Annotated in this window: 23 protein-coding genes, 1 tRNA gene and 1 rRNA gene; 16 read left to right on the top strand and 9 right to left on the bottom strand. The window is 59.3% G+C overall.

All coding sequences use genetic code 11. The features are described from left to right. Position 1 precedes the first annotated feature (1 nt). The 3 genes from AC1DVE_RS20425 to AC1DVE_RS20435 are packed head-to-tail and all read right to left on the bottom strand — an operon-like array spanning position 2 to position 2,825. The gene (locus AC1DVE_RS20425; protein WP_046041541.1) at positions 2–460 is read right to left on the bottom strand and encodes a tripartite tricarboxylate transporter TctB family protein; all 459 of its coding nucleotides are present in this window, start codon (positions 458–460) and stop codon (positions 2–4) included. A 58-nt stretch (positions 461–518) separates the two neighbouring features. Next, entirely contained in the window at positions 519–1,496 is a 978-nt protein-coding gene (locus AC1DVE_RS20430) for a Bug family tripartite tricarboxylate transporter substrate binding protein (protein WP_223537396.1), read from the bottom strand. Between the two features lie 39 nt (positions 1,497–1,535). Then, positions 1,536–2,825, bottom strand: a complete 1,290-nt coding sequence (locus AC1DVE_RS20435) for an OprD family porin (protein WP_223458302.1) — start codon at positions 2,823–2,825, stop codon at positions 1,536–1,538. Between the two features lie 237 nt (positions 2,826–3,062). Between AC1DVE_RS20435 and AC1DVE_RS20440 the strand changes: the two genes are divergently transcribed. Together AC1DVE_RS20440 and AC1DVE_RS20445 are read left to right on the top strand one after the other, a co-directional pair. Next, the gene (locus tag AC1DVE_RS20440; RefSeq protein ID WP_007979804.1) at positions 3,063–3,734 is read left to right on the top strand and encodes a response regulator; all 672 of its coding nucleotides are present in this window, start codon (positions 3,063–3,065) and stop codon (positions 3,732–3,734) included. Next, a complete protein-coding gene (locus tag AC1DVE_RS20445) occupies positions 3,727–5,115 on the top strand; it encodes a sensor histidine kinase (protein ID WP_223533470.1) in 1,389 nt (462 codons plus the stop codon). Before AC1DVE_RS20440 ends, AC1DVE_RS20445 begins: the two co-directional genes overlap by 8 nt. 121 nt (positions 5,116–5,236) lie before the next feature. On the opposite strand, the gene AC1DVE_RS20450 is transcribed toward AC1DVE_RS20445, so the two are convergent. After that, a complete protein-coding gene (locus tag AC1DVE_RS20450; RefSeq protein ID WP_477784150.1) occupies positions 5,237–6,058 on the bottom strand; it encodes an HDOD domain-containing protein in 822 nt (273 codons plus the stop codon). 34 nt (positions 6,059–6,092) lie between these two features. Next, positions 6,093–7,034: a CAF17-like 4Fe-4S cluster assembly/insertion protein YgfZ gene (gene ygfZ / locus AC1DVE_RS20455; protein WP_223458296.1), complete on the bottom strand. Its 942-nt coding sequence runs from the start codon at positions 7,032–7,034 to the stop codon at positions 6,093–6,095. A 149-nt stretch (positions 7,035–7,183) separates the two neighbouring features. On the opposite strand from ygfZ, the gene AC1DVE_RS20460 reads away from it, so the two are divergent. Further along, positions 7,184–7,438 carry an FAD assembly factor SdhE gene (locus AC1DVE_RS20460; RefSeq protein ID WP_057716026.1) on the top strand — a complete coding sequence of 85 codons (255 nt, stop codon included), beginning with the start codon at positions 7,184–7,186 and terminating at the stop codon, positions 7,436–7,438. Continuing rightward, on the top strand, positions 7,422–7,874 hold the full coding sequence (locus AC1DVE_RS20465; protein ID WP_223533469.1) for a protein YgfX: 453 nt from the start codon (positions 7,422–7,424) through the stop codon (positions 7,872–7,874). The genes AC1DVE_RS20460 and AC1DVE_RS20465 overlap by 17 nt, the downstream gene beginning before the upstream one ends. Here AC1DVE_RS20465 and nadB read toward each other — a convergent pair. After that, positions 7,843–9,459: an L-aspartate oxidase gene (gene nadB / locus AC1DVE_RS20470; protein ID WP_223458292.1), complete on the bottom strand. Its 1,617-nt coding sequence runs from the start codon at positions 9,457–9,459 to the stop codon at positions 7,843–7,845. The genes AC1DVE_RS20465 and nadB overlap by 32 nt on opposite strands. A 552-nt stretch (positions 9,460–10,011) precedes the next feature. On the opposite strand from nadB, the gene rpoE reads away from it, so the two are divergent. From rpoE to AC1DVE_RS20490, 4 genes are all read left to right on the top strand, one after another. After that, a complete protein-coding gene (rpoE, locus tag AC1DVE_RS20475; RefSeq protein ID WP_003172477.1) occupies positions 10,012–10,593 on the top strand; it encodes an RNA polymerase sigma factor RpoE/AlgU in 582 nt (193 codons plus the stop codon). Between the two features lie 31 nt (positions 10,594–10,624). Continuing rightward, positions 10,625–11,212, top strand: a complete 588-nt coding sequence (locus AC1DVE_RS20480) for a sigma-E factor negative regulatory protein (protein WP_223458290.1) — start codon at positions 10,625–10,627, stop codon at positions 11,210–11,212. Positions 11,213–11,220: 8 nt separating this feature from the next. After that, on the top strand, positions 11,221–12,180 hold the full coding sequence (locus AC1DVE_RS20485; protein WP_477784151.1) for a MucB/RseB C-terminal domain-containing protein: 960 nt from the start codon (positions 11,221–11,223) through the stop codon (positions 12,178–12,180). A 178-nt stretch (positions 12,181–12,358) separates the two neighbouring features. Beyond that, positions 12,359–13,783 carry a DegQ family serine endoprotease gene (locus AC1DVE_RS20490; RefSeq protein ID WP_223458286.1) on the top strand — a complete coding sequence of 475 codons (1,425 nt, stop codon included), beginning with the start codon at positions 12,359–12,361 and terminating at the stop codon, positions 13,781–13,783. Positions 13,784–13,858: 75 nt separating this feature from the next. On the opposite strand, the gene AC1DVE_RS20495 is transcribed toward AC1DVE_RS20490, so the two are convergent. Next, complete coding sequence (locus AC1DVE_RS20495; protein WP_223458284.1) at positions 13,859–15,292, bottom strand: M48 family metalloprotease; 1,434 nt, start codon at positions 15,290–15,292, stop codon at positions 13,859–13,861. A 98-nt stretch (positions 15,293–15,390) separates the two neighbouring features. Here AC1DVE_RS20495 and AC1DVE_RS20500 point away from each other — a divergent pair, with 98 nt between their 5' ends. After that, complete coding sequence (locus AC1DVE_RS20500) at positions 15,391–15,630, top strand: sulfurtransferase TusA family protein (RefSeq protein WP_007979782.1); 240 nt, start codon at positions 15,391–15,393, stop codon at positions 15,628–15,630. A 31-nt stretch (positions 15,631–15,661) separates the two neighbouring features. Further along, positions 15,662–16,732 carry an AI-2E family transporter gene (locus tag AC1DVE_RS20505; protein WP_150727526.1) on the top strand — a complete coding sequence of 357 codons (1,071 nt, stop codon included), beginning with the start codon at positions 15,662–15,664 and terminating at the stop codon, positions 16,730–16,732. A 52-nt stretch (positions 16,733–16,784) separates the two neighbouring features. Here AC1DVE_RS20505 and AC1DVE_RS20510 read toward each other — a convergent pair whose 3' ends face one another. Both AC1DVE_RS20510 and AC1DVE_RS20515 read right to left on the bottom strand, forming a co-directional pair. Then, entirely contained in the window at positions 16,785–17,258 is a 474-nt protein-coding gene (locus tag AC1DVE_RS20510; protein WP_110658539.1) for a peroxiredoxin, read from the bottom strand. 10 nt (positions 17,259–17,268) lie between these two features. Next, on the bottom strand, positions 17,269–17,829 hold the full coding sequence (locus AC1DVE_RS20515; protein WP_007979776.1) for a glycine cleavage system transcriptional repressor: 561 nt from the start codon (positions 17,827–17,829) through the stop codon (positions 17,269–17,271). 328 nt (positions 17,830–18,157) lie between these two features. Between AC1DVE_RS20515 and dapA the strand changes: the two genes are divergently transcribed. The 6 genes from dapA to AC1DVE_RS20545 form a co-directional block, all read left to right on the top strand. Next, a complete protein-coding gene (dapA, locus tag AC1DVE_RS20520; protein WP_223445998.1) occupies positions 18,158–19,036 on the top strand; it encodes a 4-hydroxy-tetrahydrodipicolinate synthase in 879 nt (292 codons plus the stop codon). 17 nt (positions 19,037–19,053) lie between these two features. After that, complete coding sequence (gene bamC / locus AC1DVE_RS20525; RefSeq protein WP_223458282.1) at positions 19,054–20,169, top strand: outer membrane protein assembly factor BamC; 1,116 nt, start codon at positions 19,054–19,056, stop codon at positions 20,167–20,169. Between the two features lie 4 nt (positions 20,170–20,173). Next, complete coding sequence (locus AC1DVE_RS20530; protein WP_218430385.1) at positions 20,174–20,932, top strand: MBL fold metallo-hydrolase; 759 nt, start codon at positions 20,174–20,176, stop codon at positions 20,930–20,932. Between the two features lie 28 nt (positions 20,933–20,960). After that, positions 20,961–21,674 carry a phosphoribosylaminoimidazolesuccinocarboxamide synthase gene (gene purC, locus AC1DVE_RS20535; protein ID WP_007944067.1) on the top strand — a complete coding sequence of 238 codons (714 nt, stop codon included), beginning with the start codon at positions 20,961–20,963 and terminating at the stop codon, positions 21,672–21,674. Positions 21,675–21,757: 83 nt separating this feature from the next. Further along, positions 21,758–21,847, top strand: a tRNA-Ser gene (locus tag AC1DVE_RS20540). A 655-nt stretch (positions 21,848–22,502) separates the two neighbouring features. Next, a 16S ribosomal RNA gene (locus AC1DVE_RS20545) occupies positions 22,503–22,588 on the top strand; the annotation flags it as partial.

Below are 22,588 nucleotides of genomic sequence, written 5' to 3' on the forward strand. Positions count from 1 at the left end.
ATCAGTTCTCCAGAACGTCGAGCACGCCAAGCGGCAGCGGCACGTCCATCAACTTGTCGAACAGCAGGTAGAGGCCGACGGCCATCAGGCTGATGATCACGATGCTCGGTACCCAGCGGCCGCCATAGAGACGGGCCATGGGCACGCCGATCAGGATGCTGGCGACGATGAAGCCCAGGGGTTCGAAAGTACCGGCGAATACCAGCAACAGCACCACACAGATGCCGATCTTGGTCAGGGTTTCGCGATCCAGCGGCGGCTCGTCAGCACTGTGCTTGATCGGTGCCGGACGGAACACCATGTACAACAGTGCTGAGCCCATCAGGCCGAGCATCAGCAATGGAAAGGCCCGAGGCCCCACCGGTTCGTAGGAAAAAGCCGCTTGGTACGGCCACGCCATCAGCGCGAGGCCGAGGCAGACCAGCAACAGCACCGAAGCAAAAATGCGTTGTAAGAGCATGGGGAACTCCTGTGCCGCGACTCCGCCAAACGGAGCCGCAGCCGCTAGACAGAGGCGATCACTGGATCAGGCCGAACTCTTTGGCCAGCACTTTGTAGTCCGCAACCTGCTTCTTCACGTAGGTGTCCAGCTCCGGGCCGGTCATGGCGAACGGGAAGAGCTCGCGCTGATCGCGCAACTTGGCGAAGTCTTCGGAAGCCAGCAGTTTGTCGAAGGCTGCTTTCCACCAGGCATAGTCTTCATCGCTGACTTTCGGCCCGAGGTAGAAGCCGCGCACCACCGGCCAGACGATGTCGTAGCCTTGCTCGCGGGCAGTCGGAATGTCCTTCATTTCCGGCTCGTCCAGGCGCTTGTCGGCGAACACCGCCAGCAGGCGCATGTCGCCGCTCTGGATGTGCGGCATGGAGTCGGAGATGTCGGTGCTGCCGACCTGGATGTGGCCGCCGAGCAGGGCGGTGGCAATTTCGCCGCCACCTTCGAGGGCAACGTAACGCAGGTCACGCGGGTTGATCCCGGCAGCCTTGGCGATCAGCGCGGTTTGCATCCAGTCCTGGCTGCCGACGGTGCCGCCGGAACCGATCACCACTTTGCTCGGATCTTTCTTCAGTGCCTGGACCAGATCGTCCAGGGTCTTGTAAGGCGAATCGCTCTTCACCGCGATGGCGCCATAGCTGGTGCCAACGGCGGCCAGCCAGCGCACGTTGGTTTCATCGAAACGACCGAACTTGCCTTGGGCCAAGTTCAGCAGCGAACCACTGGACCAGGCCACCAGGGTGCCGGCATCGGCCGGACGCTGGGCGACCACCGCGTTGTACGCCACCGCGCCGACACCGCCGGGCATGTAGGTCACGCGCATCGGTTTGGTCAGCAATTTTTCGTTGAACAGCGCGCTTTGCGCCAGTTTACAGGTCAGGTCGAAACCACCGCCGGGCGAGGCCGGGGCGATGCATTCCGGACGTTTGGGTTCGGCAAGCGCTTGGCCGGTGAACAGCAGGACGCTGGCGGCGAGGGCTAGTTTACGCATTGACAGGTTCATTCAAGTCTCCTTGGGAGTTGTTGTTATTGACGTACTGAATTACCAAAGGGCAACGCTATAGCTCACCAGCAGACGCACTTCATCGGCATCGCGAGCGGAGTAGTTGGAACGGTAGGTGGCATTGCGCAGACGCACGGCGACATCCTTGAGCGCGCCACTTTGTACAACATATTTAATCTCGCTGTTGCGTTCCCACTCTTTGCCTTCGTCACCGTTCTTGAGCTTGATGTTGTCACCGCTCACGTAACGGCTCATGAAGGTCAGACCGGGGACACCGAGGGTGACGAAGTCGAAGTCATAACGGACTTGCCAGGAGCGCTCTTCGGCGCCGGCAAAGTCGTTGATCTGTACGAAGTTCACCAGGTACGGGTCGGCGCCATCCACATACGGGAACGCGCTGTCGCCGGACATGTGCTGGTAGCCCGCGCTTAGCTTGTGCCCGCTCAAGGCGTAACTCACCAGACCGTTGAGGGACTTGTTGTCGATCTTGCCGCCACGGGCCTCGCCCTGGTCGTCACTGATGGCAAACCGCAGGTCGGTGCCAAAGGTGCCGGGGCCAAATGGCTGCGAGGCGATCAAACCGAGGAAATGCTGGTTGTAGACTTCATCGAGTTGCGCGAAGTGGTAGCTGCCGGTGATCTTGTCGGTGAGCTTGTAGTCCAGGCCGCCAAAATCAAAGTGCTTGCCGGCCACGGTGCCAGCGAAACGGCCGTTCTTGTTGTTGAGGGCAATGTCCTCGAAGTCGGTGCTGTCGCGGTCCTTGGCTTTGTCCAGACGACCGCCGGTAAAGGTCAGGTTCTTGATCTCCTTGGAGGTCAGCATGCCGCCTTCAAAGGTCTGCGGCAGGATGCGCCCGTCGTTGGGCTTGAGGATCGGCAGTTCCGGAATCAGGGTGCCGATCTTCAGCTCGCTGGCGGAGATCTTCACTTTGCCGGTCAGGCCGAGCTTGGAGTATTCGTCGACGGCGCGCCCATCGTCGGTCGGCAGCAGGCCAGTACCGGTACGGTCCGGGCTCGAATCGAGCTTGACCCCCAACATGCCCAGCGCATCGACACCGAACCCCACGGTGCCATCGGTGTAGCCTGATTTCAGATTGAGCATGAAACCCTGGGCCCACTCGTCACGCTTGGACTGTTGGGCACTGGTACCGTCGCGATAATCGCGATTGAAGTACATGTTGCGGGTTTCGAAAGTGGCCGAGCTGTCTTCGAAGAATGCGGCCTGGCTCAAGGGTGAAAAGCCGGCAAGGGCGGCAGCGCTGGCAAGCGCAGTGTGGCTGAAACGGGAGAGGCGGGCAGGCGCGATAGCCTGGGTCTGCAGGGACTGCATGGATGACTTACTCCGTTTATTGTTCTTATTTGTCGAAAACGCTTCGAGGCGTTTTTCGTATCGCTGTGTGGCTGCAGCGACGGCAGTCGAAACTGTCCGTGGCTGGACTGTAACGGGCTAACCTTTCGCTAACCTTTCAGCTGACTTTCACGGTTTTCGGGCTTCACAGCGGCGGTTGCGGCTGTAAACTTCGCGCCAGAGAATGGCGTCGACCATCCCGGAATGAGGTAAAGATCCATGCGTGTTCTGCTCGTCGAAGACCATTTGCAGCTCGCCGAAAGTGTCGCCCAGGCGCTCAAGAGCACCGGGCTGACCGTGGACGTTCTGCACGATGGCGTGGCAGCCGACCTGGCGCTGGGCAGCGAGGAATACGCCATGGCGATCCTCGACGTCGGCTTGCCGCGCATGGATGGTTTCGAAGTGCTGGCGCGTTTGCGGGCGCGGGGCAAGAACCTGCCGGTGTTGATGCTGACCGCCCGCAGCGACGTCAAGGATCGGGTCCACGGCCTGAACCTCGGCGCCGACGACTACCTGGCCAAGCCATTTGAGCTGACCGAACTCGAAGCCCGGGTCAAAGCCTTGTTGCGCCGCAGTGTGCTGGGCGGTGAACGCATTCAGCGTTGCGGTGTGCTGGCCTATGACCTGGAAACCCGGCGTTTCACCCTCGGCGAAGAATTGCTGACCCTGACCTCCCGCGAACAGGCCGTACTCGAAGCCCTGATCGCACGCCCCGGTCGGGTGATGAGCAAGGAACAACTGGCTTCTCAAGTATTCGGCCTCGACGAAGAAGCCAGCCCCGATGCCATCGAAATCTACGTGCACCGCCTGCGCAAGAAACTCGACGGCCAGCCGGTCGCCATCGTGACCTTCCGCGGCCTCGGTTATTTGCTGGAAAGCCGCGATGCATAAGCCCAGCAGCCTGCGCTGGCGGTTGCTGTGGAACCTGGCGCTGTTGCTGGTGGTGTTGATGCTGGCCAGTGGTTTGAGCGCCTACTGGAACGGGCGCGAAGCCGCCGACACGGCCTATGACCGGACCCTGCTGGCCTCGGCGCGAACCATCGCCGCCGGCGTCTCCCAGCGCGACGGCACCCTGAGTGCCGACGTGCCCTACGTGGCTCTCGATACTTTTGCCTACGACAGTGCCGGGCGAATTTTCTACCTGGTCAACGACATCAATCAGAAGCTGATTTCCGGTTACGAAAACCTGCCCGCGCCGCCGCCGGGAACGCCGCGCACCGATGACTATCCGGCGCTGGCACGTTTCTACAACGCCCAATACCGCGGGCAGAACGTGCGCGTGGTGAGCCTGCTCAAACCCGTGAGCGAGCCGAACATGAACGGCATGGCGGAAATTCGCGTGGCGGAAACCGATGAAGCGCGCGTCAGCATGGCCCGCAGCCTGGCGACAGATACTTTGCTGCGACTGGGCATGCTGGCGGGTGGGGCGTTGATGTTGGTGTGGTTCGCGGTGAGTGCCGCGTTGCGCCCGCTGGAGCGCTTGCGCACAGCGGTGGAAGAGCGCCAGCCGGACGATCTGCGCCCCTTGCCGTTGGTGGAAGTGCAGCGCGAATTGTGGCCGCTGGTGCGCGCCCTCAATCACTTTACCGAGCGCTTGCGCGGGCAGTTCGAGAAGCAGGCGCAATTCATCGCCGATGCCGCCCACGAACTGCGCACGCCGTTGGCGGCGCTCAAAGCGCGACTGGAACTGGGCATGCGCTCGGCCGAGCCCGATACCTGGCGCAGCACGCTGGAGACCGCCGCCCAGGGCACTGATCGCTTGACCCATCTGGCCAATCAGTTGCTTTCCCTGGCACGGGTCGAAAATGGCGCCCGGGCGATTGCCGAGGGTGGCGCGCAGTTACTCGACCTGAGTCAATTGGCTCGGGAACTGGGCATGGCCATGGCGCCGTTGGCCCACAAGCGTGGTATCGCGCTGGCGCTGGAGGCGGATGAACCGGTCTGGCTGCGGGGTGAACCGACGTTATTGAACGAACTGCTGAGCAATCTGGTGGATAACGCACTGGCTCACACGCCGCCGGGTGGCAACGTGATTCTGCGGGTCTCGGCGCCCGCCGTGCTGGAAGTCGAAGATGATGGCCCCGGCATACCGCTTGAAGAACGCGATCGGGTATTCGAGCGCTTTTACCGACGCAATCAGCAAGTGGCCGGTTCCGGATTGGGTCTGGCGATTGTCGGTGAGATCTGCCGCGCGCATCTGGCGCAGATCAGCTTGCATGATGGCGAGCACGCGGGGTTGAAGGTGCGGGTGAGTTTTGTTGCGGGGGATTGATCAGACCTACTGTGGCGAGGGAGCTTGTCGGATCGCCGCACCGTCCCGTTGGACTGCGCAGCAGTCCCTATTTTGGGGCCGCTTCGCGCCCCAGCGGGAGCAAGCTCCCTCGCCACAATGATCAGTAAAACATTGTGCGTATTTCTTCCAGATCGGCGCACATCGCCTTGTCGTCAAAGTCGATTCCGAGTGCCTTGTAGGCCGGTACATTCAGTGCATCGGCACGGGCGAGCGGGTGGTCGGTGTCCTGCAGGCAATACAGGCTGGCCACCTGCACCAGATCCACATAGTCGACCTGCGCAGACTGGCGCTTGAAGTTCAGGTATAGCTGCGGCACTTGCACCAGCATGTCGGGAAATTCCCAGGCCTTGAGCAGTTTTTCGCCGATCAGCGGATGAATCTGGTCGATCACATGGTTGAGGCTGACCGGGTCGGACAGCAGCTCATAGTGGTCTTCGGCGTAGGTCAGGATCGGCAGCACGCCGATCTGATGCACCAGCCCGCCAAGGGCCGCCTGATCGGGCTTGAGTCGGGTGTGGCGGCGGCACAGGGCGTAGCTGACGCCGGCGATTTCCAGGCTTTTACGCCAGACATCGCGCATCTTCTGTTCCACCACGTCGGAGCGGGCATGGAAAATCTGCTCCATGACCAGGCCGATCGCCAGGTTACAGCTGTAGTTGATGCCCAGGCGGGTGATCGCGGTATGCAGATCGGTCACTTCCTGGGTCGCGCGCAACAGTGGGCTGTTGACCACTTTGATCAGGCGTGCTGACAACGCGGTATCACGGCCGATCACTTTGCTCAGGGTACTGACGCTGACTTCCGGGTTTTCCGCGGCCTTGCGAATCTGCAGGGCCACTTCCGGTAACGTTGGCAGAACCAGGTCATCGTTATTGATGGCCTCAACCAAATCCTTTTGGACCTTTTCCGCCAGCTCGCTCATTTAGTCTCTCTAGGTGTCGCGCCAAGTGTTGCCGTTATTGCTGGATTTCGCGATCGCGGTCCAGTTCATAAGGCAGGTCGAGCAGCTGCAAGGACGGCCCTTCGAGCGCGCCCAGGTGGATGTCCCCACTGTCTGCTGCTTCGGCTTGCAACACCGCCAGGAGTTCAATGTTTTGCCCGGCACGGGCAGCCAGCACCACTTCGCCGATGGAGCTGCCGTGGGTCGGGGAAAACAGCGGGGTACCCGGTTCAGGCAGTTCGCCAGCAGCCAGTTGCAGGCGATACAGGCGGCGCTTGAGTTTGCCCAGGTACTGCATTCGCGCGACGATTTCCTGCCCGGTGTAGCAACCTTTCTTGAAGCTCACGCCACCGACCGCTTGCAGGTTGAGCATCTGCGGGATGAACAACTCGCGGGTGCCGGGCATGACCTGGCCGATCCCCGCGCGGACCTGGCCCAGCTGCCATTGATTCAGATCGCCTTCGCTCAGCACCGCCGACAGCTTGCCTTTGACCGCATCGGCTTGACCGGCGGCGACCCACAGTTCGGCGCGTTCAGGCGAGACACGGATGGCGATCAGCCCATCGTTGCGCACGACGCTGTCGGTTTCTGCCGGCAGGTCCAGCCCGAGGCTGGCCAGTGCAGTATCGCCATGCTCAACGCCGAAGCGGACCCAGGCGGCACTTTCGTCGGTCAGTTTCGACTTGGAAAACACCGCGTATTTTTTCAGGTCCGCCAATTGCGGTTCGAGCAATTCGGTGGCCATGGCCAGGATCACGCCGTCCCCTTCGAGCAGGATGCGGAAACTCGATTGCATCCGGCCTTTTTGCGTGCAGCGGGCACCGAGGCTGGCCCGGGAGTCGCTCAGGTTGTTGAGGTTGCAGGTCAGTTGGCCTTGCAGGAATTTGCTGGCGTCCGCGCCGCGGACCGCGAGAACACCTTCATGAGAAAGGGTGCAGAAAAAAGCAGAGTCGGCCATGGGTCATCGCAGGGTAAAGAGTCTGGCGGACATCATAAGGGGGCGCCTTGGAAATGGGTAGTTCACAAAGGATCATCGGCGACCGACCAAAGCCGACTGTTCGACGGGGCGCGGGCCTGTATACTTGCGGCCTATTTGAGGAGCGCTCCATGGTCGAAGATGTTGAACTGAACCGCCTCTACTGGCACAGCCGCCGCGGCATGCTTGAGCTTGACGTGTTGCTGGTGCCGTTTGTGAAAGAGGTTTATCGACACCTCAACGAGGTTGATCGCGCCTGCTACGTCAGGTTGCTCGAATGCGAAGATCAGGACATGTTCGGCTGGTTCATGGAACGCAGCGAATCGGAAGATCCTGAGCTGCAACGCATGGTTCGCATGATCCTGGATCGTGTCCAGCCCAAGTAATGGGTTCGAATGCCGCTGGCAAGCCTCACGGCAGTTGCTGGCGGCGTATCTTCTGGCCCAGCTGTTCGCGTTGGGTTCTTTGTTTTTACTGTCAATTCCGGTCTGGGCCAGCGCGCTCGGCGTCGTGCTGTGCGTGGCTCACGGAGTCTGGTTGTTACCCCGGCAAATCCTGCTGACCCACCCGCAGGCCTTTTGCGGCTTGCGGCGCGATGCCGATGGCTGGCAGTTGTGGAGTCGGGCCAAGGGTTGGCAGCCCGTGCAATTGAGGCCGGATAGCCTGGCGCTGCCGCTGGTGGTGGTACTGCGTTTTCGACTACGTGGCGAGCGCCGGGTCCGGGCCATTTGCGTGCCCCGGGATGCGCAGGCGGCGGATGTGCACCGACGCCTGCGGGTCCGGCTCAAATTCAGCCGACGTAGGTGGGCGGCACCAGAATAGTGTCCAGCGCGACCGGCAACATGTTCGGGTAGTCGAGGGTGTAATGCAGACCACGGCTTTCCTTGCGCTCCATGGCTGACAGAATCATCAGCTCGGCCACTTGGGCCAGGTTGCGCAGCTCGATCAAATCCCGGCTGACCTTGTAGTTGCTATAGAACTCGTCGATTTCATCCAGCAACAGTTGCACGCGGTGTTGCGCCCGTTGCAGACGCTTGTTGGTGCGCACGATGCCAACGTAGTCCCACATGAATCGCCGCAGTTCATCCCAGTTGTGCGCAATGATCACGTCTTCATCGGAATCGGTGACCTGGCTCGCATCCCAGGCGGGAAGGGGGGTTGGCATCGGAATCAGGGGCAGCTGTTCGAGAATGTCCGCTGCCGCCGAGCGGGCGTAGACGAAACATTCCAGCAGCGAGTTGCTGGCCATGCGGTTGGCGCCGTGCAGGCCGGTGAAACTGGTTTCGCCAATGGCGTACAGCCCCGGCACATCGGTGCGCCCCTGTTGATCGACCATCACGCCGCCGCAGGTGTAGTGCGCCGCCGGGACCACCGGAATCGGTTGTTTGGTGATGTCGATGGAAAATTCCAGGCAGCGTTCGTACACCGTCGGGAAGTGCGTCTTGATGAAGGCTTCGGGCTTGTGGCTGATGTCCAGATAGACGCAATCGATACCCAGGCGCTTCATTTCATGGTCGATGGCCCGGGCGACGATATCCCGTGGCGCCAACTCGGCCCGAGGATCGAAGCGCTGCATGAAGCGCTCGCCGTTGGGCAGCTTCAGGTGGGCACCTTCGCCTCGCAGGGCTTCGGTAACCAGGAAGCTCTTGGCTTGCGGGTGATACAGGCAAGTAGGGTGGAACTGGTTGAACTCCAGGTTCGCCACCCGGCAGCCCGAGCGCCAAGCCATGGCGATGCCATCGCCGCAGGCGCCGTCAGGGTTACTGGTGTAGAGATAAACCTTGGCCGCTCCACCGGAGGCGAGGATCACAAAGCGCGCGCCGTAGGTGTCGACTTCGCCGGTACCGCGATTGAGCACATAAGCGCCGAGGCAGCGATCACCTTCGAGTCCCAGGCGTTTCTCGGTGATCAGGTCAACCGCAACCCGCTGTTCCAGCAGTTCGATGTTCGGTCGTTTCCGGGCCTGGTCGAGCAGGGTGGTGAAAATGGCAGCGCCGGTGGCATCGGCGGCGTGAATGATGCGCCGATGGCTGTGACCGCCCTCGCGGGTCAGGTGGAACTCGAACCCGCCATCTTCGGTACTCGACTGTTCATCGCGGGTAAAGGGCACGCCCTGGTCGATCAGCCATTGAATCGCTTCCCTGCTGTGCTCGACGGTGAAGCGCACGGCGTCCTCATGGCACAGGCCGCCGCCGGCATTGAGTGTRTCGTCGACATGGGATTCAACGGTGTCGGTGTCGTCCAGCACGGCCGCAACGCCGCCCTGGGCCCAGAAAGTCGAGCCATTGGCGAGGTTGCCCTTGCTCAGAACAGCAATGCGCAAATGACCGGGCAAGGTCAGCGCAAGGCTCAAGCCGGCAGCGCCGCTGCCAATTACCAGAACATCGTGTTGAAACTGTTGGCTCATTTCAGGATTCCGCTCAAAGCGACCCGGATCGGGGGTGGCGCAGCTGGACAGGCGAGTCAAGGCAGCCGCACAGCCCACTAGTATATAGAGGGGGGGAGCGGCACAATACCCGAGCTAGCATGGCATTGTGAAACTACTGTGACGCAAAACATCGGTCGCTTCGTCGGATGTTTTTCTGCCCGTTGGGCGCGAGAATGGCTGTATCGCCGATTTAACAGCCATTTTCCCTTCACGGTTGCACAATGTCGATTCGGTGCAACTATAAATATTTGGAACTTTTGCCAAAGGGCCAAGATCAATAGACGGTTGCCTGAAACAAGGGACAGTGTCGGCTTCAGTGCGGGATTGCAGTTCGATCCTTGCCGAAGAATCCGATGACAAGATTATCCGCGCAGCCGGGTCAACTCGTGCTGCGCTTTTCGTGCGTGCCAAATCAGAGCCCGCAGGAAACTTGCCTGGAGGGGGAGAACTTTTGCGAAAAGCCCGAGTCTATGTTTGCAAGTCTGGTGGTTTACTTCTGCAATCCTCCTCCGAGCTCATCGAGGAGTGTTCATGCTAACCCAGGAAGAGGATCAGCAACTGGTCGAACGCGTTCAGCGCGGCGACAAGCGTGCTTTCGATCTGCTAGTGCTGAAATACCAGCACAAAATTCTCGGGTTGATCGTGCGTTTCGTGCACGACACCCATGAAGCCCAGGATGTGGCACAAGAAGCCTTTATCAAGGCGTACCGTGCACTTGGAAATTTTCGCGGAGACAGCGCGTTTTATACGTGGCTTTACCGCATCGCCATCAACACGGCGAAAAACTATCTGGTTTCACGCGGCCGTCGGCCGCCGGATAGCGATGTCAGTTCCGAGGATGCAGAGTTCTACGATGGCGATCATGGCCTCAAGGATCTCGAGTCGCCAGAACGGGCTTTGCTGCGGGATGAGATCGAAGGCACCGTCCATCGAACCATTCAGCAACTGCCGGAAGATTTGCGTACGGCTTTAACTTTACGTGAGTTTGATGGTCTGAGTTACGAGGACATTGCGAGTGTCATGCAATGTCCGGTAGGCACCGTGCGCTCCCGGATCTTCCGCGCCCGGGAGGCCATCGACAAAGCCCTGCAGCCGTTGTTGCAGGAAAACTAAAGACAGCGGCGACAGCCAAGAGAGGAACGCCATGAGTCGTGAAGCCCTGCAGGAATCGCTGTCCGCAGTGATGGATAACGAAGCGGACGAATTGGAATTGCGTCGGGTATTGAATGCCTGTGACGATGTTGAAACCCGTGAAACATGGGCTCGTTATCAGATCGCTCGGGCAGTGATGCACAAGGATCTGCTGCTTCCACGCCTGGATATCGCTGCGGCTGTTTCTGCTGCCTTGGCTGACGAAGCCGTACCGGCAAAAGCTTCCCGTGGTCCATGGCGCAGCCTGGGTCGTCTGGCGGTCGCAGCTTCGGTGACCCTGGCGGTGCTGGCCGGTGTGCGTTTGTACAACCAGGATGAGATCGCCGGTGTCGAACTGGCCCAGCAATCCAGTCAACCCGCGCTGGCCGTTCCTCAAGTAAAAGGCCCAGCCGTTTTGGCAGGCTACAATGAGAGTTCGGATGCTACTGGCCCAATGGCCAACGGCGTATTGCAAGGTCAACCAGGCTGGCATGATCAGCGTCTGCCAGGTTACTTGCGCCAACACGCACAACAGGCTGCACTGAAAGGCACTGAGAGCGCTCTGCCTTACGCTCGTGCCGCAAGCCTGGAAAACCGTTAAGGAGGATCATGCGCGCCATACCTCTACTTTCGCTTCTGCTCAGCGGCTGGTTCATCGTTCCAGCCCAAGCCGATGAAGCCCAGGACTGGTTGACCCGCCTGGGCCAGGCAGAGCAACAGCAAAGCTTTCAGGGTACTTTCGTCTACGAGCGTAACGGTAGTTTTTCTACCCATAACATCTGGCACCGCGTCCAGGATGGAAAGGTCCGCGAGCGATTGATCCAGCTCGACGGTTCCGCTCAGGAAGTCGTTCGCATTGATGGGCAAACTCAATGCGTCAGCGGCACGCTGATAGCAGGGCTTGGGGACTCCCCCAACTCCGCTGCCCGTGCACTCGATCCTCAAAAGCTCAAGAGTTGGTATGACCTCGCCGTCATCGGCAAGTCGCGTGTCGCCGGGCGTTCGGCGGTGATCGTATCGCTCACACCCCGCGATCAACACCGCTACGGTTTTGAACTGCATCTGGATAAAGAGACCGGCCTGCCTCTGAAGTCTTTGCTATTGGACGACAAGGGGCGGTTGTTGGAGCGCTTCCAGTTCACACAACTGGATACCGCTGACGTTCCTTCCGAAAAGGACCTGCAGGCCAGTAATGATTGCAAGCCAGTCAATCTTGAAAGTGACAAGGCTTCTGCCGTCAAGTCTGCCCAGGTCTGGCGCTCCGACTGGTTGCCGCCCGGCTTCGAGTTGATCAGCAGCACCGCTCGCAAGGATCCGGAGACCAAAACCCAGGTCAATAGCCTGATGTATGACGACGGTCTGACGCGCTTTTCGGTATTCCTCGAGCCGTTGAATGGCGCAACAGTCACTGACACCCGCACTCAGTTGGGGCCCACCGTTGCCGTTTCCCGGCGCTTGGCCACGGCACAGGGCGACATGATGGTGACCGTCGTCGGCGAGATACCGGTCGGTACTGCTGAACGGATAGCGCTTTCGATGCGCACCGACACCGCTGCAACCAAGCAGTGAGCTGAATTCGAAATGTTTCGTGAGCATTTCAATTTGCAAAAATCCCGTAAATTTCTTATAGGTCAGAGCCCCTCGGCTCTGGCCTTGTTTGTTGTTCCCGGAACAAAAATACCGGCGTATTGTTCCCGGTGTTCCTTGCTCCATATCGCTTAACCCTGCTCGTCGTAACGGGAGCCGTATGTCGATACCACGCTTGAAGTCTTACCTTTCCATTATTGCCACCGTGCTGGTGCTCGGTCAGGCGGTCACCGCCCAAGCGGTCGAGTTGCCTGACTTTACGCAATTGGTCGAACAGGCCTCGCCTGCAGTCGTGAACATCAGTACCACGCAAAAGCTGCCGGATCGCAAAGTCAGCCAACAAATGCCCGATCTCGAAGGCTTGCCGCCAATGTTGCGCGAATTCTTCGAACGGGGCATGCCGCCACAATCGCGCTCACCTCGCGACCGACAGCGCGAGGCAACGTCCCTGGGCTCGGGTTTCATCATCTCTACTGATGGCTATATCCTGACCAACAACCACGTGATCGCCGATGCTGACGAAATCCTCGTCCGCCTGGCTGATCGCAGCGAAATGAAAGCCAAGCTGATCGGTACCGATCCACGTTCCGACGTGGCGCTGCTGAAAATCGAAGGCAAGGATCTGCCAGTGCTCAAGCTCGGTAAATCCCAGGACCTGAAGGCCGGCCAATGGGTTGTCGCGATCGGTTCGCCATTCGGCTTTGACCACACAGTGACCCAAGGCATCGTCAGTGCCGTCGGTCGCAGCCTGCCGAACGAAAACTATGTGCCGTTCATCCAGACCGACGTGCCGATCAACCCGGGTAACTCGGGTGGCCCGCTGTTCAACCTGAACGGTGAGGTGGTCGGGATCAACTCGCAGATCTATACCCGCTCCGGTGGCTTCATGGGCGTGTCGTTTGCAATCCCGATCGACGTGGCCATGGATGTTTCCAATCAGCTGAAATCCGGTGGCAAGGTCAGCCGTGGCTGGCTGGGCGTCGTGATTCAGGAAGTGAGCAAGGACCTGGCCGAGTCGTTCGGTCTGGAGAAACCGGCCGGTGCACTGGTTGCCCAAATCCAGGATGATGGTCCGGCTGCCAAGGGTGGCCTGCAGGTTGGCGACGTGATCCTGAGCATGAACGGTCAGCCAATCGTTATGTCGGCCGACCTGCCGCACCTCGTTGGCGCATTGAAGGCTGGTGCAAAAGCCAATCTGGAAGTGATCCGTGACGGCAAGCGCAAGAACGTCGAACTGACCGTCGGTGCAATTCCGGAAGAAGGCAAGGAGATGGGCGCCGAGCCAAAATCCAGCATCGAGCGCAGCAGCAATCGCCTCGGTGTTTCCGTGGTCGAGTTGACTGACGACCAGAAGAAAACATACGACCTCAAAGGTGGTGTGGTGATCAAGGAAGTGCAGGACGGTCCTGCAGCCATGATCGGCTTGCAACCGGGTGATGTGATCACCCACCTGAACAACCAGGCCATCGGTTCCACCAAGGAGTTCGCGGACATCGCCAAGGCGCTGCCAAAGAACCGCTCGGTGTCGATGCGGGTACTACGTCAGGGTCGTGCGAGCTTCATTACCTTCAAGCTGGCTGAATAACCCGGTTGTTGGATGAATAAAAACCGCCTCGAAAGAGGCGGTTTTTTTGTGTCCGGACTTTTTGTCTCCGGGGCGTCAGCCCATCATGTCCTTGATCATTCGCTCCTGTTCCATCAGCTCGCGTTGCCGCGCGTCGATTCGCGAAGACAGCGGGAAGTTGCTGCCGGCCTTGCGTTTGGCGAAGTCCAGCTGCTGAATGGCCTGTTTGTAGTCCCCGACCAGCGCAAAATATTCGGCGCGAGCCTGATGCAGGCCGATGATATTGCCCGACAGGCCGCGCGTCTCGGCAACCTGATACCACACGTCCGGATCATCCGGACGCGATTTGAGCAGGCTTTCGAGGGCTTTCTCCGCATCCGCGGCGCGGTTCTGCTTCAGCAGCAGGTCGACGCGCACCTGATTCAGCGGATAGTTGCCAGGGTACTGGGCCATCAACCGGTCAACCCGGGACTGGGCGTCCGGCAGGCGATTGTTAGTGATGTCCAGGTCGACCTGAGCCAGGTTGTAGATGATCTCGTTGGGTGCCTTGGCCAGTAGCAGCTTGAGGTTTTCCCGTGCTTCGTTCAGTTGACCGCCCTTGATCTGGGCAATCGCCAGGCCGTAGCGCGCCACGTCGCTTTTCGGGTTTTCGTCGAGCTGGGCGCGGAAGCGCTTGGCACCGAGACCCGGGGTCTCTTCATAGATCAGCTGGACTCGCGCGCGGATCAGTTGGTAGCGCATGCTGTCTTCGATGCCGCCCTGTGGCGCCTGTTCGGCGCGGTTGCGGGTGTCGGCGATACGCGATTCGGTGACCGGGTGAGTCAGCAGGAATTCCGGTGGCTTGGCATCGTAGCGGTACTGACGCATCAGGCGTTCGAACATGGTGGGCATCGACCGGGGGTCATAACCGGCCTTTTCCAGATTGAGAATGCCGATGCGGTCGGCTTCCTGTTCGTTCTGGCGGGAGAATCGCCGTTGTTCCTGAATGGCCGCTGCCTGTGTGCCGGCAATGGCCGCGATCCCGGCATCACCGGCGCCCGCGGCTGCGATCACGATACCGGCCAGCAATGCGGCCATCATGGGTACTTGCATGCGTTGCTGTGCTTCGACGCCCCGGGCAAAGTGGCGCTGCGACAAGTGAGCCAATTCGTGCGCCAGTACCGAAGCGTATTCGCCTTCGGTCTGGGCGTTGAGGAACAAACCTCCGTTCACCCCGACGATCCCGCCCGGCGCGGCAAAGGCGTTGAGCTGCGGGCTGTTGATCAGGATGAATTCCAGGCGCCGGTCGGTGACCTGGCTGGTCTCGACCAGTCGGTAAACGCTGGATTCCACGTAATCCTTGAGTTGTGGATCGTTGAGCTGCGAAACCTGACTGCGCAACATTGCCAGCCAGGCGCGGCCGAGCTGGTATTCCTGTTGCGGTGAGACAATGGCAGAACTGGCGTCGCCGAGTGACGGCAGGTCGTCGGCGAAGCCCGGTGAGGCGAGCAGGCAAGCGAGCGTCAGCAGGGTAGGGCGCAAAAATGTCATGCACAAAGCCTTAGTCGACAAAGACCTTACTGTAGCCGGACACCGGCGTTGCGACCAGATATTCTAGGCAACTCAACCACCTGACCCGGAGTGATGCAATGACCGACGCTGTAGAGCATGACGTTGAACTGGATGCCAGTGGCCTGAATTGCCCGTTGCCGTTGCTCAAGGCCAAGATGGAGCTCAACCGGTTGGCCAGTGGTGCGGTACTCAAGGTCATCGCCACCGATGCGGGTTCGCAGCGCGACTTTCGCACCTTTGCCCGATTGGCCGGTCATACCCTGCTTCGTGAAGAAGATGAAGCGGGTGTTTACCGCTACTGGTTGAAAAAAGCCTGAAATCGGCTGCGTTTACTCCTAAGGATTATTGATGTTCAAAGTGTTACGCGACTGGATTCAGCGCTATTTCTCCGATGAAGAAGCGGTGGTGCTGGCTGTCCTGCTGTTTCTGGCATTCACCGTCGTACTGACCCTGGGCGGTATGCTGGCGCCGGTGCTCGCGGGCATGGTGCTGGCGTATCTGATGCAGGGGCTGGTGGTGACCCTCGAGCGCCTGCGCGTGCCGGGTTGGGTCGCGGTGGGGCTGGTCTTTGCGTTATTCATGGGGTTGTTGCTGGTATTCATCGTGGTTGTCGTGCCGTTGCTGTGGCACCAGTTGATTACGTTGTTCAATGAGTTGCCCGGCATGCTTGCCAAGTGGCAGTCACTCTTGTTGCTGCTGCCTGAGCGCTATCCGCACCTGGTATCCGATGAGCAAGTGCTGCGGGCCATTGAAGTGGCGCGGGGCGAAATCGGCAAGTTTGGTCAGTGGGCGCTCACGTTCTCGCTATCGAGCCTGCCATTGCTTGTAAACATCATGATCTATCTGGTGCTGGTGCCGATCCTGGTGTTTTTCTTCCTCAAGGATCGGGCCATGATCGGCCAGTGGGTGCGCGGTTACCTGCCCCGTGAACGGGCGTTGATCACCCGGGTCGCCCATGAAATGAACCGGCAGATCGCCAACTACATTCGCGGCAAGGTCATCGAAATCTTCATTTGCGGTGGCGTGACGTACATCGCCTTCGTTGTTCTTGAACTCAACTACGCGGCGCTGCTGGCACTGCTGGTGGGGATTTCGGTGGTGGTGCCTTACGTCGGCGCCGTGGTGGTGACCGTGCCCGTGTTTCTGATTGCGCTGTTCCAGTGGGGCTGGAGCGATCAGTTCATATACTTGATGGCGGTTTACGGGATCATTCAGACGCTGGATGGCAACGTGCTGGTGCCCTTGCTGTTCTCGGAGGCGGTCAACCTGCACCCGGTGGCGATCATCTGCGCGGTGCTGCTGTTTGGCGGGTTGTGGGGCTTCTGGGGGGTGTTCTTTGCGATTCCCCTGGCGACGCTGTTCAAGGCTGTGCTGGACGCTTGGCCGCGCAAGGAGCCGGTGGTATCGCCACTGCTTTAAGTCGGTGGAGATAAAAAAATCGCAGCTCATGGCTGCGATTTTTTTGAGGTACTCAGGCCTTGTTCAGTGCCTGAGCAGCCGCCAAAACGGCATCAACATGCCCCGGCACCTTCACGCCGCGCCATTCCTGACGCAGCACGCCTTTGGCGTCGATCAGGAACGTGCTGCGATCCACGCCCATGTATTCCTTGCCGTAGAGCTTTTTCAGCTTGATCACGTCGAACAGCTGGCAGATGGCTTCGTCCTTGTCGCTGATCAGCTCAAAGGGAAATTCCTGTTTGCACTTGAAGTTCTCGTGGGATTTCAGGCTGTCGCGAGACACGCCGAACACTTCGGTATTGGCGGCCTTGAACGCAGCGTACTGATCACGAAAGCCTTGCCCTTCGGTCGTGCAGCCCGGCGTGCTGTCCTTGGGGTAGAAGTAGATCACCACCTGCTTGCCTTTCAGGCCGGCGAGGCTGACGGTTTGCCCGCTGGTGGCGGGGGCTTCGAAATCGGCAACCGGTTGGTCGATGGCAACGGCCATGAAAGCTTCCTTACATTGGGTTCTGTGGGCGCCAGGGTTCGATCAGGGCATCGAGATTCAGCGCGTCGGCAAAATCCAGGAACTGATCGCGCAGCCAGCTGATTTGCACGCCGGCTGGCAAGGTCACGGTAAATGTGGCGTTGAGCATGGTGCCGCCGGTCTGCGGAGCCTGATAGGTGTCGCAGGTCAGGTTTTCCAGCTCGACATTGTGGTCCATGAAGAACTGGCACAGCTCGTTGATGATGTCCGAGCGGTAGGCCGAGCTGACATAAGCGACGTACGGCAGGGCCTGGGGGCGGTTTTCAAGGGCCGCGCTGCGCACCACGTTGACCGTGAACGCATGCCGCTTGGCCAGTACTGGCAGGCTGCCTTCCAGGCGCGCCAAGGCATCCCAGCTACCGGAGATTTCCAGTACCAGCGCACTGCATTCGCCATGACGGGTCAGGCGAGAGGTGACAACGGCGCAGCGGTTTTCATGGCTGGCGCGGCACAGGACGTTGGTCAGCTCCATGGGGTTGGCGCCGAGGGCACTGATAACAAGGAATTGTTCGCGAACTGTGGGGGTGGACATGCAGCATTCCTAAAGCGATGAGCGGTCGATACGTCCAAAGGGCGTTTTGTCGGGAACGAGCCTGCGGATGCGAATTCAGAAAACCCCAAGCGGCAGGTTGCGACGTGCTCCTGCGGGGCGGGAGCGAGAGGCGGCAACGCTGGATCAGGGCTTGTGATGCCGAAAATGGAGGCTGAAACCCGACGGACGAGCTTGTCTGTACCGATCAAAGTCTGAAGGGTAGCGAAAACCGGCGCCTAGGGGAATGGCGGCAGCACAGTACTTCGCTTGTGCAAGCATCTTGGCGCCAGTACCATTACGGCTCTCTTTTTCCGGCAGGAGCGGTTTCATGATTGCGGGCAGTATGGTGGCACTGGTCACACCCATGGATGCACAGGGGCGTCTTGACTGGGACAGCCTCAGCAAACTCGTGGACTTCCACCTTGAAAACGGCACCCATGCCATTGTCGCCGTCGGCACCACCGGCGAATCGGCAACCCTCGACGTCAACGAGCACATCGCGGTCATCCGTGCTGTGGTCAAGCAGGTCAATGGTCGCATTCCGGTGATCGCCGGTACCGGCGCCAATTCGACCCGCGAAGCCGTCGAATTGACCCGTAATGCCAAGGAAGCCGGCGCCGATGCCTGCCTGCTGGTAGTGCCGTACTACAACAAGCCGACCCAGGAAGGCCTGTACCTGCACTTCAAGCACATCGCCGAAGCGGTCGACATTCCGCAGATTCTCTATAACGTTCCCGGCCGCACCTCCTGCGACATGCAGGCCGAAACCGTGATCCGCCTGTCCACCGTGCCGAACATCATCGGTATCAAGGAAGCGACCGGCGACCTCAAGCGCGCCAAGGCCATCCTCGATGGCGTAAGCAAGGACTTCATCGTCCTTTCCGGCGATGATCCGACCGCGGTCGAGCTGATCCTAATGGGCGGCAAGGGCAACATCTCCGTCACTGCCAACGTCGCTCCGCGTGAAATGGCTGATTTGTGCGAGGCCGCCCTCAAGGGTGATGCCGAGACTGCCCGGGCAATCAACGAAAAACTGATGCCGCTGCACAAGGACCTGTTCATCGAAGCCAACCCGATTCCGGTGAAGTGGGCTTTGGTTGAAATGGGCCTGATGCACGAAGGCATTCGCCTGCCGTTGACCTGGCTGAGCGCACCTTGTCACGAAACGCTGCGCACGGCCCTGCGCCAGTGCGGCGTCCTGGTTTAATTGAGGAAGTACAACGCATGAAGCGAATGGCCGGACTTTCCGCACTTGCCTTGATTATCTCCAGCACCAGTGGCTGCGGATGGATCTGGGGCCCGGAAGGTTATTTCCGTGACCGTGGTAGCGATTACCTGGAAGCGCAACAGACTGCACCGATGCAAATACCGCAGGATGTCCGTACCGCCAAGCGTCTGGATCCGCTGTTGCCGATCCCGCGCAACGTGGCCGATGACACCGCCAAGGGCGAATACGTTGTTCCTCGTCCGCAGCCGCTGACGGCGGGTGCCGACGCCAGCGCCTACTCCCTGCAGAAGAGCGGCGGCTCCAGCTCCATCCTGGCGCAGAATCCTCCGGCTGAAGTCTGGCCCGTGGCCGTTCAGTTCTTCCAGGACAACGGTTTCCGTCTGGATGAGCAGCGTCCGCAAACCGGTGAATTCACCACGACCTGGCAGCATTCCGATGAACTGTCTGCGGCCATGGCCAAGCGCCTGAGCGCGGCCGGCGTCAGCGCGGACAGCGAAACCCGAGTGCGGGTGCGCATCGAGCCGGGCGTGCAGCGCAACACCAGTGAAGTCTATGTGGTCAGCGCCGAGCGTCCTGCCGGCAGCACCGCTGACATGGCCTTCACCAACCGTTCGGTCAACACTGGCCTGGACGCGGCACTGGTCGACGACATGCTCGCGAGCATGAGCCGTATCTCGGAGAAGGGCGGTTCGGTCTCCATGCTGGCTTCGCGTGATTTCGACGCGCCAAGTCGTGTCAGCCTGAGTGAAGACGGCAGCGGCAACCCTGTACTGAACGTCGGTACCGACCTTGATCGTGCCTGGTCGAGCGTTGGTCGTGCGCTGGAACAAGGCGAATGGCGTGTTGAAGACATCAACCGCAGCCTGGGCCTGTACTACATCAACCTGGCTGAAAAAGCCGAGAAAAAAGACGACAAGCCAGGCTTCTTCAGCAGCCTGTTCGGCAGCGCGCCGAGCAAGGAAGAGCTTGACGCCCGCGCCGAGCGTTATCAGGTTCGCCTGAGCAAGGTTGGCGAGAACGTCCAGGTCACCGTCGAGAAAAACATCAACACCGTGGCGCCGGCAGATGTGGCGCGTAAAGTGTTGAGCAAGATTCAGGACAACCTGGGCTGATCCTATGCGTTTTGCCGTTCTCGGCAGCGGTAGTCAAGGGAACGGCACGCTGATAGCCAGCGCTGATACGTACGTATTGGTGGATTGTGGTTTCTCCCTGCGGGAAACCGAAAAACGCCTGCTGCGCCTGGGTGTGAACCCTGCGCAGCTGAGCGCGATACTCGTGACCCACGAACATGCCGACCACGTGCATGGCGTGGGTTTGCTGTCTCGGCGCTACAATCTGCCTGTCTACCTCAGTCGCGGGACCTTGCGCGGGATGCGCAAACCGATTGAACCCGCAGGCTTTCTGGCCGGCGGCGAGCAGTTGCAAATCGGCGACTTGAGCATCGGTGTCATTGCCGTGGCCCACGATGCACAAGAACCGACGCAATATGTTTTCAGTGACGGCGAACGGCGCTTCGGCCTGTTGACCGACCTGGGGTCGTATTGTGACAAGGTGCTGGACGGCTATCGGGACCTCGATGCGTTGATGATCGAGTCCAATCACTGTCGTGACATGCTGGCTCGCGGTCATTACCCGTACTTTCTCAAGCAGCGGGTGGGCGGTGAATTGGGACATTTGAATAACCATCAGGCGGCATTCCTGGTGGCCGAGCTGGGCTGGAAAGACCTGCAACACCTGGTCCTGGCCCATCTGAGCAGCAAGAACAACCTGCCGCGGCTGGCCCGGCAATGTTTTGTCGACACCCTCGGGTGCGACCCGGACTGGCTGCAACTGGCCGATCAAGATTCAGGGCTCGACTGGCGACACATCGCCTAGCCCATCTACTTAGCAAGCGGAGCCCATCATGGAAAAACGTGAAGAACTCTACCGCGGCAAAGCCAAATCGGTTTACAAGACCGACGACGCTAACCGTTTGATCCTGCTGTTTCGCAACGACACCTCGGCGTTCGATGGCAAGCGTATCGAACAGCTCGACCGCAAAGGCATGGTGAACAACAAGTTCAATGCCTTCATCATGCAGAAGCTCGAAGCTGCTGGCGTGCCGACCCAATTCGACAAATTGCTGGGCGACAACGAATGCCTGGTGAAGAAACTCGACATGATCCCGGTCGAGTGCGTCGTGCGTAACTACGCCGCCGGCAGCCTGGTCAAGCGTCTGGGTGTCGAAGAGGGTATGAAGCTCAACCCTTACACCTTCGAACTGTTCCTGAAGGACGACGCCAAGGGCGACCCGTTCATCAACGAATCCCACGTCGTGGCCTTTGGTTGGGGCACCGCCGAGCAGCTGGTTCGCATGAAAGAGCTGTCGCTCAAGGTCAACGAAGTCCTGAGCAAGCTGTTCGACGACGCCGGCCTGCTGCTGGTCGACTTCAAGCTGGAATTCGGCGTGTTCCACGATGGCTCCATCGTGCTGGGCGACGAATTCAGCCCGGACGGATGCCGTCTGTGGGACAAGGCCACCGGCAAGAAAATGGACAAGGACCGCTTCCGTCAGGGCCTCGGTGACGTCATCGAAGCCTACGAAGAAGTCGCCAATCGTCTGGGCGTACCGCTTTAACCGACGCAAGCATCTGAAAGCACAGAAATATTTCGCTTAGGGGGTTCGCTTCCTGCGAAAGTGTTGTTATGATGCGCGCCGTTGGAGAGATGCCAGAGTGGCCGAATGGGACGGATTCGAAATCCGTTGTACCTTCACCGGTACCTAGGGTTCGAATCCCTATCTCTCCGCCATTATTGAATAAGACTAAGCCCCTGAAATGGTTAAACATTTCAGGGGCTTTTTCGTTTCTGTCATATTGAGCAGGGCATTTCGTGCCCTGCATGCCGCGCTAGTCCGCTCCAGGCCCAGGCATTTTCGACGCGATACCAGCCATGCTCTCGGGATCCCTGGGTGTCCATATGTCGTAGTGTTTTCTCGCCGTCGTTGTACCTGCATGTCCAGGCGAGGTGGTTTGGGTTCTCTGCTGTCCCGATGCTTTATATAGACGCTGGAGGATTTCATGGTGGCAACCCGGGTGCTTTGGTAAGGAAGAAGAATTTTTCAGGTGGGGGGTTGACCACGTATTTTAATGCTGTACTATTCGCCTCCCGCTAACGAGYAGTTTGATGTTGCTCTTGGTTTAAGTAGTTGATTTTGTTGAAAAATCAGAAACTTTTAAGGTTGCAAATTGAAAAGATGCGCTGTAAGATGCGCACCTCGGTTGAGACGAAAGATCTTAACCAGCCGCTCTTTAACAACTGAATCAAGCAATTCGTGTGGGTGCTTGTGGAGTCAGACTGCTAGTCAACAGATTATCAGCATCACAAGTTACTCCGCGAGAAATCAAAGATGTAACCAACGATTGCTGAGCCAAGTTTAGGGTTTTCTCAAAACCCAAAGATGTTTGAACTGAAGAGTTTGATCATGGCTCAGATTGAACGCTGGCGGCAGGCCTAACACATGCAAGTCGAGCGGATGACAGGAGCTTGCTC

Source organism: Pseudomonas sp. P4_B4 (genome assembly GCF_056402255.1).